We start from the raw sequence: 17,202 nt of genomic DNA, 5'->3' as shown, positions 1-17,202 counted from the left end.
CCAGCTTCTTCGAGCCGGAATATTGCTTCCACAGCACTCTTTTTTCTTTCTATTCGTTAATTATATCTTATTGGTCTTTGTTTCCTTCCGACATATGGCAGAGGAAGTCACCAGGCAGAAAATCGAGGAACTCCACGAAGCTGCCAAGGTAATTGAGGAAGACTGGGAGTGGGAAGTCAAAGGTTCAAATATGGAAGGGGAAGCAATAGTGTACTGTCTGGGGATGGAGGAATCGCTCACTCTCAAAGCCTGGAAACGAAAAAACTACGGCTTCGCTCTGTTGTACAAAGGGGCCCAGGCTGTTCGCCGATGGGATGACGGCGTCCACCACACGCCAGACGGCACCGTCGAAGGATCGCACAAGCACTACTGGAACCCACCACACGAGCACAAGTGCGCCTACGAGGTAAACGACATCTCGACGGACGACGTCGACGAGGCTTTCCACGACTTCCTCGAAGAGGAAAATATAGAACTACAGGGCGACTATGTTCGACAAACGGAGCTTGGTAACGTATGACTGAGTGCGAGGAGATGGTATCTGCGGTGGCGGATGCTGTCTCTGAAAACACGATCATCTCTATTGATGAGGGCGAATGCAAAGTCACACTGCCCTTCGAACGGGCTGATCGTGACCTCATCACCCTCTGGATCTCTTCTCGTGAAGATGGATACCGAATCACCGACTATGGCGAGACGTATGGATACCTCTATCTGTCAGACGTCAGCTTAGACTCGGAACGTCGCTCGAATCGGCTCGAATCGATCAAACATCAGTACAACCTCGACACCGTTCGGAAGACGGTCAGCCTCAAATCCGGCAGTCACAACCTCGGCGAGCGCCTCCTTGACGCCGTTCACGCGGTACAGGCAGTGTCGTTCCTTTCATACACCCGTCGGCAGTACACCCAAGTCGACTTCGAGACGGATGTCTCAGGCTTCTTGAAGCTTGAGGGCTATCGAGTCAACAGGAACGTGAGGGTCGGTGGGGTCTCAGAGGATATCCGGATCGACTTTAGCATCCTGCAGCAACCCCAGCCCACGTATCTTGAAGCGCTACACGCTGGAGACGAGGGGACCTCGACTACGTCTGCGAGAACGATCGGCTACAAGTGGAACGAGATCGGCGAGGCCCATCCAGACGCACTCCGCATATCAGTGGTCGATGACGTGTCAGGCGAGGTTTCGACTCGATGTTCGAACATCCTCACCAACTGGTCGGATGAATATATCCCCTGGTCGCAGAAAGATCGCCTCAATGAGGCGCTTGTTCTTTGAGATGGGTCATCTTCACCTCTTTCAGCCGCTACAACGCTCGCTGGGTCCACTGTATTGACCGATTGAGAGTATAGGAATACCTCACCTGCTGAGGGTTTCAACAGGGCCATTTATTGTTGTTTTTGAGATCCAAAATCGACCCCCCTTTGAGAGCGCCCTATCTTGCCAGATATCGAAGAACCCGATCCTCCGGAAACGGGTACTTCAACTTTATTTGGATCGGAACTTCCCTATTAGGAAACTGCCGTGGAGCTGTGACAGTGACGTGGTACAACTACTAGGTGGTGAACTGCAAATCTACTGGTCTGATCCCTCTATGTCCGCATAGCCTCTCCGATCCGCGTCTCGGTCGGTTCCGCCAGATAAGGCTCTATAGCCGAGTAATCTGACCAGCCTCCGATACTCATCATCGTCCGGACGTCGACTTGGCGCTCGACGAGGTGATACGTCGCCCAAGACCGGCGAAGGTCGTGAGAAGATACTGAGTTCCACCGTGTCGCGTCTGCGTCTGTCGTAACCATCTGAGCAGCTTCTTTGACCCACCGACGCACAGAGGACGTACTCGCATCGACCCACGGATCTGACGGAGCAAGATCACGCTCTCGACTGAATTTGTGGATGTCATCGGCGACGTCGTCGGGCATCCACGCGTCACGTATCTTCTTGGAGCCTCCTTTCGTATTCTTACCGCGAACCTCAAAGAGCCATACTTCTCCTTTCTCAGAATATCGCAGCTTCTTGTCGCTTGGATAGTTCACCTCAGAAGCTCGCAGTCCACACCTCCCCATCAGTTGCAGCCCGACCTCTCGTTCCCAGCCGTCTTCTCCTGCCGCTTTCTCCAATCGACTGAGCTCGTCAGGTGAAAGCCAGCACTTTGTCACGTCACCGCTATCGTCGAGACGAACCATAACCGGATATCACAGAAAACTCGTCTATATCTTTCGACTGCTGGGACCAATTCTGCCGGGTGACTGGTGAAATCCGACTGTTCGTAATCGGGTTATCAGATAACTCGATTATGGATGTGGGAATTGCTGACAGCTATCACTATTCAGGACTGAACGGCTCTACTGTTAGCTGAGATCTGAGTGTATTCTGGGTCCTTCAACATCGAGAGGTATGCCCGATCGATATCCCGCCCCGAGAGGTGAACGTATCGTCCTGGAACACGTGAGCCAGGTACCCATCCAAACCAGATACACATCTGTGCTTCCGTGAAGTGGTTCGCCAAATATGTTGCTCGGCTGTGTCGGAAGTGATGTGGATTAACAGGTTTCTCTATCCCGACACGGTCACGAGCACGGTCAAGAATCTTCAGCCGAATATATTGATAGCTAATTGTTTCCTCCGGCGAACCCTGTGTAATATCGATTTTACACCATAAGGGTGCATCTGCTCTCCGGTTCGGATGATTCTCAAGCCATATTTCGAGATACGATTCAGATTCGAGCAATAATAGCCGCCGTGAACCTGTTTTCCCTGAGACGACTACCTGCTTTCCTACCACAGTATCCTCAATATCACCGACCTTGAGGTCAATAAGCTCACCAATCCTAGCCCCAGTTTCCCATAGTAGTGCAACGAACGCTCGGTCACGATCGTTTTGACACGCAGTTAGGAGTGCTTGAATGTCCTCTGGCGTGAGTAGACTCTGTGGAAGGATTCTTCTCTGTTCTATCGGTCCGCGTCGAATCCACTTCGTTTCTTCAGGATCTTCTCCACCGTTCAACCATTTCCAAAATTGCTTGATAGCTTGCTTGTAATCAACGACTGTTGAAGGGCTCGTACCACGTGTATACAACCACGCAACGAGTTCCTCGACATCATCTCGGCATAGATCTGTAAACCGTGTCAATCCAACCTGCTCCGTGATGATCTTGAAGTGCGCCAACACCTTTTGTTGTTGAGCAGCGCTAATATCAGCAAGAACCATCTCGCGGTGGTATGCAAAAATTAGCTGTTTATTCTCTGGATGGATTTCTGGTGATGTCTCGATATAAGCAAGTGTACGCGCAGCTGCTGCCTCATAATCCATCGTCGGCATAAAGTGGATAGATGCTCTCTGTCAAGATAACCGGTGCGGTGGCAAACTTACCGACGTGGCTCTGTTAGAGTATCTTACCCGTTGAAATTTTTATCCAACCGCTCAAAGCAGAATATAGGCATATCAACACCAACGTCAAACTATAGGCGTTAGAACACGGGGTTGCTTATCCATATGTGCGACGTCCTTGACGTATGCCGCTCTGTCGGTGATCATCTAGGTTGCTGTAGCGTAATAAGTCCGTCAAATATTATAGGTGAATATTAATATAGTTGTGAGATTTGACGAGGAAACACGTAGGAGAATTTTAAAAAACCCCCATATCAGGAATCGTTCGGTAGACGTATATCTCCGGAAATGTTATGGTAAATTAGCAGAATCGTCCAGCGAGATAACAAATAAAATCGGGTGAATAAGATGGAACTCGAACTCTCCCTTCGACAGGTACTCCCCTTGGCGCTACTATATGCTGCCGATGAGCGCAAGATAAAGGGGAAAACCCGCTTCACGAAGCTAGCGTTCCTCGCGGAAGAGGAACTCGCTTCCAGAGACGTCGATATCGAGCAAGAGATCACGTACGAGTTCTATCCGTACGACTACGGTCCTTTCTCCAAGCAGTTGCTGAACGATTTGGAGATGTTTGATCAAAAGGGAGTGATCAATATCTCCGAGAAAGAGACCTACCGCAGCACTCGATACGATTACGAACTCCATCCAGCAGCAGTTGAGGCATTTGAGAATGTTAAGGATAGCAACGAAGTGAAACCAATCTTTCAAGTTGCTAAACAGGTAGTCGAAGAGTTCGGCTCTATAGGTATCAGAAGCCTCCTTGATTATGTATACGAGGAGCACCCTAAGTATCAGAAAAATAGCGTGTATTACTAACCCAGAATTACGGCACTGATCTAGGTGTTCTTAATCATCTATCTCAGGTTCTTCGTCAACCTCAATCTCAAAGGAGAGATCATCTCCTTCGCTGATCTCTTCGGCAGCCCCAGAATCCCCGGGAGGCTCCTTAGGGCCCTCCCTCGGATCCAAAGCGAGTGCAAGAATCGAATTGTGGAAATTCTTTCGAGATTCACGAGCACTATCAACCAACTGCTGGTGATATCGATTACTTTTCCCCCTTATGAATGACCCAGACAAGGTCGTATTCCTACGAAAACCAGAACCAAAGGATTTCAGTGTCCGATGACCAGCGAGTGTCCTACGTAAGGCAAACTCACCTATTGAGTTTATCCCAGATGTCTGGCCGTCTGGATCATATATATCTGAACTCTCAGGATCCCCAAATTCAATACGGGAGATATCTCTATAGTGGTGGTATGAAAACTGGCCTAACTCCATAGACCTAACAACTTCACCAACATCGTCGCGGATTATCTCGTGGGGCTCTGCAATCAGAATATCAAAGTTCTCCGAAGGTGAGCCCATCTGCTGTATTTTTCCTGTTATCTCCCTGTTTTGTACCGTGATTATGTGTACCGAATCTCCGATTTCAGAGATCTCATACGCTCGTTCCCACGGCTGGAACAGTTCCTCACGAGATTCTGGGTCTGGATCTACTTCTTGGTGGTAATTTCCATAAAATGCGCCAATCACGGTCCCAACTACTGACTGAACCAATATGATGATTGCACTATTGATGACAGTAAGATCCGATGCACTTCCAATACTAATGGGATCTTTTGGAGAATATGTAGGAGAGTGGATGGGGCTCTGAAATATCCCCAGAGCACTATCTGACAAATAAGATGTGAGTGGGATCCCGAACCTATACAAAGAGACTACAGACACTAATGAGATGAACCCTCCTAGTAGAATAGTTGCGAGTTTGTCCAGCCGATTCATAGAGTCAATCGAGATAGACCAGTACCGGTAGGAGCGGAGAGTCACGTAACCAGGTATCACTAGGAATAGGATATACGTGAGATTCCCCAAGATTGGTGTATTAGCACCGGGGGTGGCCGACATTAGACATTCATATTTGGTTTCTCAATAAATAAATTTCTACTGATAAACCGATTTTGTATATCTACCAAACGGCTGTTTCACAAGCGGTTTTACCTGAATACAGGAATTAATAGAAACAGATGGCTCTCTGACCCTCACCTATGAATTTCGATCAATCCACGCGCAAAAGTCGTCAAAATCGTGCGCACCTGCATTGTCTGCGATTTCTCGAAGCGTCCCTGTCCGAAGTTCGTCGTGTAGCGGCACAGTTACTTGCCTTCGATCGTCTTCATTTGTTGGATGTTCGTAGTACAACTGAGCGTGGTCACCAGTTGTACGTCGCCATTCAAACCCGCCAGAATTGACGAGGACTTTAGCAATCTCTCGCCCCGAGAACGTCCGTCTTCCCATCTATTTTAGGACATCTGGTGGAGTCTGATCTCCGGTGGTATTGTCTTCTGGATCAATTCCCATTTCACGGAGTTCCTCATTCGTCGGTTCACGTCCGTCCGTACCCATATGAAGAGCAACGGCGTCGTCAAGGTTTTCTAATGCGGCTGCTCGCGAAGATCCTTGAGTCGTTACACCGGTCTCAACGTCTTTGGCGATCCACCAATCATCCTCTCGCCAGAGACGGATCTCATCCTCGTGATTATCTCCGTCCCACGTCGAAGTTGCCATTATGTATTACGTACGCGATAAGCGAAATAAGCATTTGGCCTAATCAGCACGAATTCTATTATTCGGGTTTTACAGCTCCTAGTCCCAGTTCGTCATTTCAAGAAGCATTCAGGACCAACTGATTGCTCGTTATCGTTGATATCGGATTAAGAGTAAGCGGGATTGTGGTCCTTCAGCTAGGTCGTGACGACACACCTTCGAGAACCACATCACATAATGACCGCGGGGATTCATCCGAGCCACCGGCTAATTCCCGACCAATTTGCTGAGAATTAGTCGGTTGAGACGGCCATCGTTAACCTCACCGACGCCAAAGATCGAGTACCCCCGTCAACGACGAGTACAGACGACCAATTCCCGACCAATTCCCGACCAATTCCCGGGCTTGCCGACCAGCCTTCGAGAAGTCAACACCAATAGAGAAGCGACGGCGGAGTTCGAGCAACTCGTCGCGAAACGATTCACTCGATTCGGGGGCTCGACCAATCGGATCTAAGGCAGGGGCGACACCGAGGTCGAGATCCGCTCGCCAGAACACGTCGTGGTCGACGTAAAGCCCCGATGAAATGGTCGGGTCTACTCGGTCGAAGTTACTATTGTCGATCAACACCGACACCAGCGCGGAGTCGATCACGCTATCGTCGATCGATACAGTCCCGGGGGAGTCCGGGGAGAACTCCGGCATAGCCACCGAGTGATATCCGGGAAATGTGCAGGGCAATTCGATATCATCTACGGCACCCCGGGGAACATCGCTAGAATTGGTCGAGGATCCCGGACGATGTGCAGGTGAAGATCCAAAGGGAATCTGGGAGAAGAAAATATTCGATTTCAGTCCCTCAGAATTGATCGGGGTTCCCGAGCGGCTCCCGGGATCTCCCCGGGCATCGACCTGCTTCCGATGGGGAGGGAGCCTACACTCTACCCGACAATTCAGAAGAGAAGGTGTCGTTCATCCCGATGTACCCGGGGAATTTCGTAGAGGCTTCACGGTCTATTCTCTCGGGATAGTAATCGAGGGTCCCGACCAATTATACGACGAGTATTACGGATAGACGTTATCGGAGTGAGAATCTACTGTCTTGGGAGCCGATCTCGAAGCATTCGATGTCAGAGAACCGTGCATCTCGGTTGCCAATTCAAAGAATTAGACACTCGCCACCAATTATTCCAAATTAGTAGAGAATCCACTTACTAGGGAAATATTGATGTCGTGGTCGACGAATGAAGCAATGGCTACGTGGACCAGCCCGAATTCCCTAATCGGATACAACTCATTTACGTGGGTCGTCGATAATCTCGACGTCTCCATTTTGAATCAGGTCTTCGATGAAGTAGGGTAACGGCAACGCAGTGTCTTCTAACTCCCTCAAATCGTCTTCATTTAATTGGCCGGCCCGTACTAGGATCCCAATCTCAGCAGGTGTAAGCTGGTCAGTGTTACCTTTCTCGAATTTCTCTATGATCTCGCTACGATCGGGCTGTCGCTCAACATTAATTGAGGTATCTACGTCGGCGATTTCTCCCGACCACCGACCAATTTTAGAGAAATTTGCCCCTATGTAGACACCATTATCGATTATTTTCTCCAACTTGCCTAGATCCTCATCTAGACCGAGATACAAAAACGAAATAGTCGAGGCGAAAGGCTCTTCGAACTGATGCTCAGAGAGTAACTCGTCGAAAACTTTCTCCCGTTCCTCTTCGCTCAATCTCGACGCAAGCGCAGAGAAGTCCAGAAATGAGTTCACGATACGCTCTCGAATGTCTTGTTTCCGATTCGCTTCTGATTGTGGGTGTTCATACTCTCTCTGACCGAACAGATACTCTCGGTCAGCGGTTGATAGAATACCTCGTGGCCGCCCAGGTAGTTCTGCTATGGAGGAAAATGAGTCAATTTCTGGATCTCTGTGCAGCAGCTCCCGGAGTTCTTTCTGTAATTCCTCGGCGTTTGGATGAAGGTCATCAGTCATAGTTCGTCAGTTTTTGCCTACAAAATACAATGTAATACCTCGAAATAGTTTTACCGGTGTGGTGAGTGCAGGTAATCGAACAGGATATGACGAAGGCAACTGAGTCGCGAATTCCGTGTTCGCGCACGACGCGCCGGCTTGTGAAAGCTCAGAAGCGGGGCGGTGAGTCGTATGATTCGCTACTCCAAAAGATGGTAGCGCAATACGAACCTGACGAAACCATCGAAAATACAGAGTAGAGACGTCACTATGAAGCTAAATTACTCCACGCCCGCAACCATCCCGGCCAAGGACACCGGTTGCCGGCGTGTGAAGCAACGGATCAGACCGAATGGATCAGATCCTGTACTATGTCCTCTCTCAGCGAGAGACAAAATTGTTCCGGCACCTTCGTCGGATATTGCCTACCAATTCATTCGATCTGGTCGGACTAGCCAACCAATTGGCTGTTCGATCTGAATGCAAGACACGACCAACACTTGTAACGATAGAATCGAGTACGAACTGTCCACTAACCTTGATCGGACTCAATCAGACCTTTACCGATCTGCTATAGAGATTACAGCAGAAGTCCTCCTAATCATCGAGGAAATACGAGAGGTTCAGAACAACGAACCGAGTGATATTCGGAAGCCGGTGGCTTCGCTCGGAATCAGCACAATCAAGAATTCATCCAAAGGGCATCTGACGCTCGCTAGCTTATTCCTAGTAGCACGGGAGCGTGGGCAAAGATGAGCGAAACGGACGGTCGGCGAAGTACCTTTGACAATGTAGCCAGACAGGACCATCGGGGTTCTATGAGCGAAGGACTCACACCAACGTCGCCTGCCGAGGCCGTGGAGTGGTACCTCGCTGAACGCGAACCCGAACTATCTGAGAAGTCAAAGAGCAACCATCGATATCGACTTGAGCAGTTCCAAGCGTTCTGCAATGAGCACGAAATTGAGAATTTGAATCTTCTCTCGGGTCGAGATCTTCACCGATTCCGCGTCTGGCGGAGTGAGGATGTGAAGACGGTTACCCTTGCAGGAGAGTTACAGACTCTTCGCGTCTTCCTAGAGTTCTGCGCTTCTATCGAGGCAGTAGAACCGGGAATGCGTGAGCGGGTCAAGATTCCTAAGGTCGATCCGGAAGAAGAGGCGAAGGACGTTCACATCTCAAAGGATCGAGCGGAGGATATCCTCGGCTATCTTGATCGATTCGCCTACGCGAGTCGAGCGCACGTGACCTTCAGTCTTCTCTGGCACACCGGCATCCGGCTGGGTACGCTCCGGACCTTCGACGTCGGCGATTTCGACGAAGATGAAATGTGTCTGGACGTTCGACACCGGCCAGAGACGGGAACACCGCTGAAAAACAAGCAAGCGGCCGAGCGATCAATCGCAGTCGGTTCGCACTACTGCGACGTCATCAACGACTACCTCTCGCACAACCGCCACCAGGTTACTGACGACCACGGACGTCGCCCGCTCATCACGAGCAACCGAGGTCGTCTTTCGGAGGGGTCGATCCGTGAAACCATTTATCGGGTGACGCAACCCTGTGAGTTCGGGAGCTGTCCACACGGAGAAGACCCCCGAACGTGCGAAGCGAGAAGGAACGGCAGACGGGCGCGGTGTCCGTCCTCACATTCGCCCCACGCGATCCGGCGCGGATACATTACGGATCGGCTCCGTAACGGAACTCCGCAGGAAGTCGTCTCCGAACGGTCAAACGTCTCTGGGGATATCATCGATCAGCACTACGACGAGCGGAGCGAGCGCGAGAAGATGCGTCTCCGCCGCGAGTATTTGCAGGGAGAATAGAATCTATGAGTAACTCCACTTCACGATTGGCGATTTCAGGTTCCACCCTAAAATCGCAGTACACGGGTGACGATTCTACCCTAGCCTCGGCAGGCACTCGGAGAGACCGAGCCCCGCCGAGTCCATTTCTAATAACGCTCGTGTCGAGGGAGACGGCGATCCGGATAGAGGGTCTGAGAGATGCGATTTTGACCGATTAGCGTCTGAATCGACTCCCTCACGAAAGAGAGTCCGTTCGGAATCCAAACGGGGGGCGACGCTGTCAGTCGGTTGGGAACAGGGATGAGGGAAAGACCCGAAGTAGAGCCGTCTGAATCGGTTATAGTAGCGTTTGCAAGTCTTGACACACTCGACCGCACGACGTTATGCGGTCGGATGTGCAATCAGTTGCAAACGCTACTATAGTTCAATAATTTAGCCGGTACATCGCGTTCGATAGCCCGCTCGGCATCCCCAATCACTCACGGTATCGTTCCCGTCCACGACGAACGCCACCGGGGGGCAGCAACCGCCACTCTCGGTCGAAGTACGGTCGTACTGTGATTCGGTCGCAGCGGCGAGAGTGACCCGCGTCACAGGTAACACGGGATTATCGGCGCCGAGAGGAGACGATGAAACGGCGCTGAGCGGCCAACGAGACGCAAGGGGATCTTACCGCTGTCGGATCACCGGGACGCAGCAGCGACGAATTCACCGGATCGACTAACCCGAGATTACCCGTCTCGGATCCCGAGACCGAACGGCGTACGGTTTCGCTTGCTCTCGTTTAGAGATTATAACAAAGCGGGTCTCTCCGGTTGGTTCGCGTATGGATCGCGCTCTCACTTCGGGGTACAGAACCGCTGTTTTCGTACTCGTCGCACTCCTCGCCGTCGCCGGTGCCGCCGCGGCCGTCGGCCTCGCGGAGGTCCCCGGCGCGCCGACAGAGGCGTCGGCCGGGGACGCATCGGTATCGGAACAGCTGTCGACACAGCAGACCACAACTTCGAATCTGAGCGACGCCAGCGCACTGGCCGACGCCGACGCGACGTTCCGCGGCGACACGGCCAACGAGACCGCCGGGTACGACGTCGCCGCCGGCGACGTGAACGGCGACGGCGAGCAGGACGTGCTCGTTTCGGCTCCCGGGAACGGCAACGACAGCGAGCGAGCGGCCGGGGCGGTCTACCTGTTCTACGGACCGGTCGAAGCGGGCGACATCGACGTCAGCGAGGCGGATGTGACCCTCTCCGGCGTGAGAAACGACGGTGCGGGCTGGTCCGTCGCGACCGGGAATCTGACCGGAGACGACTACAGCGACATCGTCGTCGGCGCGCCGCTCAGCGACGGCACGGGCCCCGACAGCGGGGCGGTCTACGTCGTCGAGGGGGGTAAGGACCTCCCCGACCACGTGGACCTCACGACCGACGCGGACGCGGTGTACCACGGCGCCAACGCATCGGATCAGGCGGGGGTCTCGGTCGCGACCGTCGAGGTGAATCCGAGCGCAGCCGACTCGGAGCGCGATTGGAGAGCGCGCCACGGTGACAAACGGAGCGAGCGGACGATGGGTCCGGCCCGCGACGCGCTGCTCGTCGGGGCCCCATACAACGACAGCGCAGCGGACGGTGCCGGGGCCGCGTATCTCGTAACTGAAGTCACGAGCGGTGAGCACCGTATCGACGACGTAGCCGACGTGACCTACGCCGGTGTCGGCGCCGGCGACCGCGCCGGCTGGTCGGTCGCGTCCGCGCGAGACGTCACCGGTGACGGGCGCGCAGAGGTTCTCGTCGGCGCGCCGTACAACGACAGCAACGGGACCAACGCGGGCGCGGCCTACGTGCTCTCGACGACGTACGCCGACTCGAACGGTTACGGCGACGGCGACCTGAGCGACGCCGACGAACCGGTCTCGGTCGCCGACGGGCTGACGCTCGAAGGCGTCGGCGCCGGGGATCAGGCCGGCTTCGCCGTATCGACGGCGGGCCACGTACTCGCCGACGACCGCGACGGGAGCGACAGGGCCGAGAAGTGGGCTGACAGAGGAGACAAGTGGGTTGATAGAAGCGACAAGCGGGGTGCCAGAGGAGACAAGCGGGGTGATAGAAGCGAGAACGCCCGCGAGCGAGGCGTCGACGTCGCCGTCGGCGCGCCGTACAACGACACCAGCGGGAACGACTCCGGCGCCGTCTACGTGGTGCGTGGCGGCGTCGAACTGACCGGCAATCTGTCGTTGGCCGACGCGAACGCGACCGTCTACGGCGAGGCTGCGGACGACCGCGCGGGCTGGGCGGTGGCCGGTGGAGCGCGTCTGCTCTGTAACGGCTACGACGACCTCCTGATCGGAGCCTCCGCCAACAACAGCACGGCGACCGACGCCGGCGCCGCCTACGTCGTCGCGGGCGGCCTCGATTCCGAAACGCGGGCGCTGGAGGCCGAGGACGGGAAGCTCTCCGGAGAGGGAGCGTTCGACCGCGCGGGCTGGGCGGTCGCGCCCGTCGCTGACGCCACCGGAGACGGGACTACGGACGTGCTCGTGGGCGCGCCCTACAACAACAGCGCCGTCTCGGACAGCGGCATCGCCTACCTCGTCTCCGGCGACTGTGCAGTGACGGAACGGTCGGCGGACCGCGACAAAGGTCGGGACCGGCATAAAGACCGAGATGCGAAGACGGACCGGGAGAAACCGACGAAGACGCCGACGCCGACTGTGACGCCAACACCGACCAAGACGCCGACGCCAACACCGACCCCGACGCCGACGCCAACACCAACCAAGACGCCGACCCCGACCGAGCCGAACGGCGTGCGCGCCATCGACTCGTGTACGGTCATCGAGGAACCGGGAGCGTACGAACTGACCGGCGACGTCGAGGCCGACGGGGACGGGGTGTGCATCCGAATCAGTTCGAGCGACGTGGTCCTGTCGGGCAACGGCCACGCGGTCGTCGGGAACGGACTCGACGAGAGCATCGGCGTTCAGGTATACGACCCAGCGCAGACGGAGATCGAGAACGTGACGGTCCGTGACCTCCGCGCGGAGAACTGGGACCTCGGGATCGAACTCGGGAACTTCCAAGACATACACCCGGTCGAGGCGACCCTGCTGAACGTCGAGTCGAACGACAACGAGGGGTCGGGAATCCGGCTCGCATACGCCGCCGGCTCCGAGTTCGAGAACGTCAGCGCCGGCGGCAACGGCGACAGCGGGATCGTCCTCTGGGAGTCGAGTGAGGTGCGGTTCGACCGGATCTCCGTCACCGGGAACGACGGCGACGGGCTCTACCTGTGGGATCTCGTGGGCGACAGCGAGTTCACCCGCGTGACGGCGACGGACAACGGGCGCGCGGGCGTCGTGATCGACACGGACGTCTTCCGCAACACGATCGCCGACTCCTACGTTGCGGACAACGAGGGCCACGGCATCAGCTTCGGGACGGACGGCAGCTCGAACGCGATCCGGAACACGACGGTCGAGAACAACGGCGACGCCGGGATCCGGGTCCCCTACGCCACCGGAATAGAGCTCACAGACGTCGATCTCAGGGGCAACGGCGGCTGGCAACTCGACGCCGGCACCGAACCGGACGCGCCGGCGTCAGTCACCGCGACTCGGCTCGGCGTCGGCGACAGCGCGGTGTTCAATTTCACCGAGGAGTCGATCGCGCTCGACGCCGTCGACCGGCGCTCGCTCCCCGAGACCGAGAACGGCACCGCCGTCGGCGACGGCGTGAACGTGACGGGCGTCGACGAGCGCGTCGACGTGGCGCTCCGGTACGACGAGGGGGCCGTCGAGGGCGAGGAGATCGAACTCTGGCGCTACAACGGCACCGCTTGGATGTCCGTCGAGACGTTCGACGCCGCCACCGCGGGTGGGACCATCGAGGCCGGCCTCCTCGAAGACGGCGTCTACGCGCCCGTGGAGGCAGAGGCTCCGGAGCCGTTCGATCCCGCGAGCGCGGTCACGTTCGTCGGCTGCGACGTCGCCGAGATCAGCGGCGACTTCGAGGAAGTCACCGTCGAGACTCGGTGGTACGCCTCGGACGGGCTCGAAACGGCGTTGGACACGTACGGACCCGTGACCGGCACGACGCAGTTCCCGGGCGATCTGAACGCCGAACCCACAGCGGGAGTCAACGGATACGCCGTCCACAACGTGACGCTTATCGACGCGGACCGCGGCATCGAGGCGACCGTGACGAACCCCGACGCCGAGTCCTGTCTGACCGAGATCCGGCCGACTCTCCCGACAGTCGAATTCGTCACCGCGCAGGCGGTCGGCACGGATTCCGTGGGCTCAGCGTCTGCCGGAGCGGACGAGATCGAGGTCACCTTCGGGTACGAGAACTCGAACAACGGCTCGATCGCGCCGGTGATGACCTACACCGAGGGCACGACGGCGGATTCGCCGCCGGCGGAGCTAGCCGTCGGGGAGGGAACGTTCAACGCGACGTGGACGCCGGAATCCGACGGCGAGACGCTCGTGCTCGTCGTCGAAATGACGAATCTCGGCTACGACGCCGAGGGAGTGATCGTCGTCGAGACGCCGCCGGCCAGCCAGTTCCTCGAGGCGCCCGCAACGTCGACAGCGACGGAGACGGACACAGCGACTGGAACCGAGACGGAGACGGCGGCACCGACCGGAGCCGAGACGGATACTCCAACGAGAACCGAGACGGAGACGGCAACATCGACCGAAACCGAGACGGCGACACCAGAGGCGACTGAAACGGCGACGCCGGAGGCGGACGCAGCGGAGTCAGCGACGACAACGCCCGAAGCGACCGAAACGCCGGGTTCCACCGACACCGCTGAGCCGGAGGGCACCGATACTGCAGCGCCCGGTGACGCCACGCCGGAACCACCGAGCGACGCGTAGCGGGCCTCAGCGACTCGCCGGTGTCTGGGTGCGACAGATCGCTCCGCCCCGATCCGGCGCGCTCACCATTTCAGCCACACGAGGAGCGCAAAGCCGATCGCGAGCGCCGTGGGGACGAGCATCAGGACGAACTCGACGGAGCCGACAGACCGCAGAATCACCAGATCGGCCAGTTCGAGCAGGGCCCACAGGCTGATGGCTAACACGGCGACGCCGACGAGCGCGCCGATCACGCGTTCTCTCATGTGATCAGGGGTAACTGCGAGTAGGTGTGCGACGCCGCGAGGCGGCGATCGAACAGTGTTCGGATTCGCCGCGAGCGTTGTAAGCGTTTGGTCGGAACGCCGCCGAGATCGCACCTCACAGAGCACCGTTTATATCGTGTGGGGGAGTTACGAGCGAATGTATGTCACAGGGAGACTTCGAGGGCTACGGCGGACGGCACGTGCCGGAGCCCCTCAGAGAGCCGCTCGAACAGCTGGCGAACGCCTACGACGAGATCAAAGACACGGCGGAGTTCCGGGAGGAACTCGACGGGTTGCTCAGAGACTACGCCGGTCGGTCGACGCCGCTCTATCACGCCGAGGGGCTGAGCGAGCGCTACGGCGCCGACATCTACCTCAAGCGGGAGGACCTTCTCCACGGCGGCGCGCACAAGATCAACAACGCGCTCGGTCAGGCGCTGCTGGCGAAGAAGGCCGGCAAGTCCCGGCTCATCGCGGAGACCGGCGCGGGCCAGCACGGCACCGCGACGGCGATGGTCGGCGCGCTCTTAGATCTCGACACGGAGATCTATATGGGTAAAAAGGACGTCGAGCGCCAGAAAATGAACGTCTTCCGGATGCGGCTGATGGGCGCGGAGGTCAACGAGGTCACTCGCGGGGGCGAGGGGCTCTCGGACGCTGTCGACGCCGCGTTAGAGGACTTCGCGGCGAACATCGACGACACGCACTACCTCGTCGGCTCTGTCGTCGGCCCCGATCCGTTCCCGCGGATGGTACGCGACTTCCAGTCGGTCATCGGCGAGGAGGCGAGAGAACAGTTCCGCGAGCGAACGGGCGGGCTCCCCGACGCGGCGGTCGCCTGCGTCGGCGGCGGCAGCAACGCGATGGGGCTGTTCCACGCGTTCCGCAACGACGACGTCGCCTTCTACGGCGCGGAGGGCGGCGGCGAGGGCGGGGACTCGAAGCGGCACGCGGCCCCGCTCGCCAGCGGCGACGACGGGACGATCCACGGGATGAAGACCCGCGTCATCGACGACGACGTCGAGGTCCACTCGGTGTCGGCTGGGCTCGATTACCCGGGCGTCGGCCCCGAACACGCGATGTTCCGCGCCGTCGGCCGCTGTGACTACCGCGCCGTCGAGGACGACGACGCGCTGGCCGCGTTCCGGGAGCTCTCCGAGGAGGAGGGGATCATCCCGGCGCTCGAATCCAGCCACGCCGTCGCGCTCGCGAAGGAACTCGCCGACGAGCACGACGCGATCCTCGTGAACCTGAGCGGCCGCGGGGACAAGGACATGGAGCAGGCCGCGGAGCTGTTCGACCTGAACTGAGAGAAAACCGGTCCATCAGCTTGCCCGGCGGGGCCGTGCGTACGAGTGAGGGGCCCCCGAACTCACATATAACCGAGGTCGCGGAGCCGCTCCATCAGGTCCTCTTTGTCCTGGGCGCGACCCGCGCGCTCGGTCGTGTTCTCCATGTCCTGCAGCCACGCCGGTTCGTCGGTCGTCTTGTCGGTCGAGACCTCGCTGCCGAGCGATCGGAAGCCGGCGAAGTACTTCGGCGAGACCGGGATGTCCGCCATCGTGAGCCCGTTCGGCAGGTCGTCGTCGCTCTGGGGGACGTGTCCCTCGGGGTAGCCCTCGACAGTGTCCGGCACCACGAAGTTCCAGAATGCCTCCCAGACGGCCGCCTCCTCGAACTGGAGGATGGGCTGGATGCGGTCGTGCGGCGGGTAGATCTCCGGGTCGTGCCGCGGCGAGAAGAACGTCTCGTCGGCGCGGGCCTCCTGTTCGTCCCAGCGGACGCCGGAGATGACGCCGTCGACGTCGTACTCCTCGAGGGCGTCGTTCAGCGCCACCGTCTTCAGCAGGTGATTGCCGACGTAGGTGTCGAGCAGGAACGGGAACGTATCCTCCTCGTACTCCAGCAGGTCGCGGACGTGGTGCTGATTGTGCTCGGAGAGCTCTGCGACCGGGATGTCGTCGCCGGGTTCGAGGCCGTTCTCGTCGACGTAGGCGCCGACGTCCTCGTTGCGCGCGTAGATCACCTCAAGGTCCCACTGCTCGGCCCAGTGGTCGACGAAGTCGTGGATCTCATCGAAGTGCTGGAAGTGGTCGATGAAGACCGCCGGGGGGACCTCCAGACCGTACTTCTCGGCGACCTCCTTGATGAAATACAGCGTGAGCGTCGAGTCTTTCCCGCCCGTCCACATCACGACCGGGTTGCGGTACTGTTCGAGGCCGCGCTTCGTGACCGTGATCGCCTTCTCGATCTTGTCCGGAACCGTCGGATAGTCCGCGGGCGTCTCGCCCTCGCCGTCCGTGTAGTCGACGTCGAGGTAGTCGGGGAACTCGTCTGACATCGTGTAATTAGATATAATTACCGC

15 protein-coding genes are annotated in these 17,202 nt (G+C 57.3%); 6 read left to right on the top strand and 9 right to left on the bottom strand.

All coding sequences use genetic code 11. The annotated features are described in order from the left end of the window. Nucleotides 1-94: 94 nt before the first annotated feature. Together ACT3HL_RS08580 and ACT3HL_RS08575 are read left to right on the top strand one after the other, a co-directional pair. Nucleotides 95-520, top strand: a complete 426-nt coding sequence (locus ACT3HL_RS08580; RefSeq protein WP_445086412.1) for a DUF6978 family protein — start codon at nucleotides 95-97, stop codon at nucleotides 518-520. Beyond that, nucleotides 517-1,278: a DUF1828 domain-containing protein gene (locus tag ACT3HL_RS08575; RefSeq protein ID WP_445086411.1), complete on the top strand. Its 762-nt coding sequence runs from the start codon at nucleotides 517-519 to the stop codon at nucleotides 1,276-1,278. The genes ACT3HL_RS08580 and ACT3HL_RS08575 overlap by 4 nt, the downstream gene beginning before the upstream one ends. A 314-nt stretch (nucleotides 1,279-1,592) precedes the next feature. Here the strand turns inward: ACT3HL_RS08575 and ACT3HL_RS08570 are convergent, their stop codons facing one another. After that, nucleotides 1,593-2,186, bottom strand: a complete 594-nt coding sequence (locus tag ACT3HL_RS08570) for a tyrosine-type recombinase/integrase (RefSeq protein ID WP_445086410.1) — start codon at nucleotides 2,184-2,186, stop codon at nucleotides 1,593-1,595. Between the two features lie 143 nt (nucleotides 2,187-2,329). Then, nucleotides 2,330-3,322 (bottom strand): tyrosine-type recombinase/integrase, encoded by a 993-nt coding sequence (locus tag ACT3HL_RS08565; protein WP_445086409.1) that lies wholly within the window; start codon nucleotides 3,320-3,322, stop codon nucleotides 2,330-2,332. 417 nt (nucleotides 3,323-3,739) lie between these two features. On the opposite strand from ACT3HL_RS08565, the gene ACT3HL_RS08560 reads away from it, so the two are divergent. Continuing rightward, nucleotides 3,740-4,207 (top strand): hypothetical protein, encoded by a 468-nt coding sequence (locus tag ACT3HL_RS08560; protein WP_445086408.1) that lies wholly within the window; start codon nucleotides 3,740-3,742, stop codon nucleotides 4,205-4,207. Nucleotides 4,208-4,237: 30 nt separating this feature from the next. On the opposite strand, the gene ACT3HL_RS08555 is transcribed toward ACT3HL_RS08560, so the two are convergent. The 5 genes from ACT3HL_RS08555 to ACT3HL_RS08535 all read right to left on the bottom strand — a co-directional run bounded on the left by ACT3HL_RS08555 (nucleotide 4,238) and on the right by ACT3HL_RS08535 (nucleotide 7,929). After that, nucleotides 4,238-5,296 carry a hypothetical protein gene (locus ACT3HL_RS08555; protein ID WP_445086407.1) on the bottom strand — a complete coding sequence of 353 codons (1,059 nt, stop codon included), beginning with the start codon at nucleotides 5,294-5,296 and terminating at the stop codon, nucleotides 4,238-4,240. 138 nt (nucleotides 5,297-5,434) lie between these two features. After that, nucleotides 5,435-5,686: a type II toxin-antitoxin system HicA family toxin gene (locus tag ACT3HL_RS08550; RefSeq protein WP_445086406.1), complete on the bottom strand. Its 252-nt coding sequence runs from the start codon at nucleotides 5,684-5,686 to the stop codon at nucleotides 5,435-5,437. Continuing rightward, nucleotides 5,687-5,956, bottom strand: coding sequence for a type II toxin-antitoxin system HicB family antitoxin (locus ACT3HL_RS08545; RefSeq protein WP_445086405.1), 270 nt, complete (start codon nucleotides 5,954-5,956; stop codon nucleotides 5,687-5,689). A 301-nt stretch (nucleotides 5,957-6,257) separates the two neighbouring features. Next, nucleotides 6,258-6,641 carry a hypothetical protein gene (locus ACT3HL_RS08540; protein WP_445086404.1) on the bottom strand — a complete coding sequence of 128 codons (384 nt, stop codon included), beginning with the start codon at nucleotides 6,639-6,641 and terminating at the stop codon, nucleotides 6,258-6,260. A gap of 589 nt (nucleotides 6,642-7,230) precedes the next feature. Next, nucleotides 7,231-7,929, bottom strand: coding sequence for a hypothetical protein (locus ACT3HL_RS08535; RefSeq protein WP_445086403.1), 699 nt, complete (start codon nucleotides 7,927-7,929; stop codon nucleotides 7,231-7,233). A 797-nt stretch (nucleotides 7,930-8,726) separates the two neighbouring features. Between ACT3HL_RS08535 and ACT3HL_RS08530 the strand changes: the two genes are divergently transcribed. Next, nucleotides 8,727-9,734: a site-specific integrase gene (locus ACT3HL_RS08530; RefSeq protein ID WP_445086402.1), complete on the top strand. Its 1,008-nt coding sequence runs from the start codon at nucleotides 8,727-8,729 to the stop codon at nucleotides 9,732-9,734. Nucleotides 9,735-10,542: 808 nt separating this feature from the next. Next, nucleotides 10,543-14,592 (top strand): right-handed parallel beta-helix repeat-containing protein, encoded by a 4,050-nt coding sequence (locus ACT3HL_RS08525; RefSeq protein ID WP_445086401.1) that lies wholly within the window; start codon nucleotides 10,543-10,545, stop codon nucleotides 14,590-14,592. Nucleotides 14,593-14,654: 62 nt separating this feature from the next. On the opposite strand, the gene ACT3HL_RS08520 is transcribed toward ACT3HL_RS08525, so the two are convergent. After that, complete coding sequence (locus ACT3HL_RS08520) at nucleotides 14,655-14,837, bottom strand: hypothetical protein (protein WP_445086400.1); 183 nt, start codon at nucleotides 14,835-14,837, stop codon at nucleotides 14,655-14,657. A 161-nt stretch (nucleotides 14,838-14,998) separates the two neighbouring features. On the opposite strand from ACT3HL_RS08520, the gene trpB reads away from it, so the two are divergent. Beyond that, entirely contained in the window at nucleotides 14,999-16,147 is a 1,149-nt protein-coding gene (gene trpB, locus ACT3HL_RS08515) for a tryptophan synthase subunit beta (RefSeq protein ID WP_445086399.1), read from the top strand. Between the two features lie 62 nt (nucleotides 16,148-16,209). Here trpB and ACT3HL_RS08510 read toward each other — a convergent pair whose 3' ends face one another. After that, a complete protein-coding gene (locus ACT3HL_RS08510) occupies nucleotides 16,210-17,178 on the bottom strand; it encodes a phosphoadenosine phosphosulfate reductase domain-containing protein (protein WP_445086398.1) in 969 nt (322 codons plus the stop codon). Nucleotides 17,179-17,202: the final 24 nt, after the last annotated feature.

The sequence above is a fragment of the Halobellus sp. GM3 genome (assembly GCF_052545375.1).
Note: the sequence above shows the minus strand (reverse complement) of the source record. Positions and strands in the feature narration are given on the sequence as shown.

Excerpts from the sequence above, each read along its gene's own strand:
- ACT3HL_RS08580 (WP_445086412.1), top strand. The coding sequence starts at position 95 with ATGGCAGAGGAAGTCACCAGGCAGAAAATCGAGGAACTCCACGAAGCT.
- ACT3HL_RS08575 (WP_445086411.1), top strand. The coding sequence starts at position 517 with ATGACTGAGTGCGAGGAGATGGTATCTGCGGTGGCGGATGCTGTCTCT.
- ACT3HL_RS08570 (WP_445086410.1), bottom strand. The coding sequence starts at position 2,186 with ATGGTTCGTCTCGACGATAGCGGTGACGTGACAAAGTGCTGGCTTTCA.
- ACT3HL_RS08565 (WP_445086409.1), bottom strand. The coding sequence starts at position 3,322 with ATGCCGACGATGGATTATGAGGCAGCAGCTGCGCGTACACTTGCTTAT.
- ACT3HL_RS08560 (WP_445086408.1), top strand. The coding sequence starts at position 3,740 with ATGGAACTCGAACTCTCCCTTCGACAGGTACTCCCCTTGGCGCTACTA.
- ACT3HL_RS08555 (WP_445086407.1), bottom strand. The coding sequence starts at position 5,296 with ATGTCGGCCACCCCCGGTGCTAATACACCAATCTTGGGGAATCTCACG.
- ACT3HL_RS08550 (WP_445086406.1), bottom strand. The coding sequence starts at position 5,686 with ATGGGAAGACGGACGTTCTCGGGGCGAGAGATTGCTAAAGTCCTCGTC.
- ACT3HL_RS08545 (WP_445086405.1), bottom strand. The coding sequence starts at position 5,956 with ATGGCAACTTCGACGTGGGACGGAGATAATCACGAGGATGAGATCCGT.
- ACT3HL_RS08540 (WP_445086404.1), bottom strand. The coding sequence starts at position 6,641 with ATGCCGGAGTTCTCCCCGGACTCCCCCGGGACTGTATCGATCGACGAT.
- ACT3HL_RS08535 (WP_445086403.1), bottom strand. The coding sequence starts at position 7,929 with ATGACTGATGACCTTCATCCAAACGCCGAGGAATTACAGAAAGAACTC.
- ACT3HL_RS08530 (WP_445086402.1), top strand. The coding sequence starts at position 8,727 with ATGAGCGAAGGACTCACACCAACGTCGCCTGCCGAGGCCGTGGAGTGG.
- ACT3HL_RS08525 (WP_445086401.1), top strand. The coding sequence starts at position 10,543 with ATGGATCGCGCTCTCACTTCGGGGTACAGAACCGCTGTTTTCGTACTC.
- ACT3HL_RS08520 (WP_445086400.1), bottom strand. The coding sequence starts at position 14,837 with ATGAGAGAACGCGTGATCGGCGCGCTCGTCGGCGTCGCCGTGTTAGCC.
- trpB (WP_445086399.1), top strand. The coding sequence starts at position 14,999 with ATGTCACAGGGAGACTTCGAGGGCTACGGCGGACGGCACGTGCCGGAG.
- ACT3HL_RS08510 (WP_445086398.1), bottom strand. The coding sequence starts at position 17,178 with ATGTCAGACGAGTTCCCCGACTACCTCGACGTCGACTACACGGACGGC.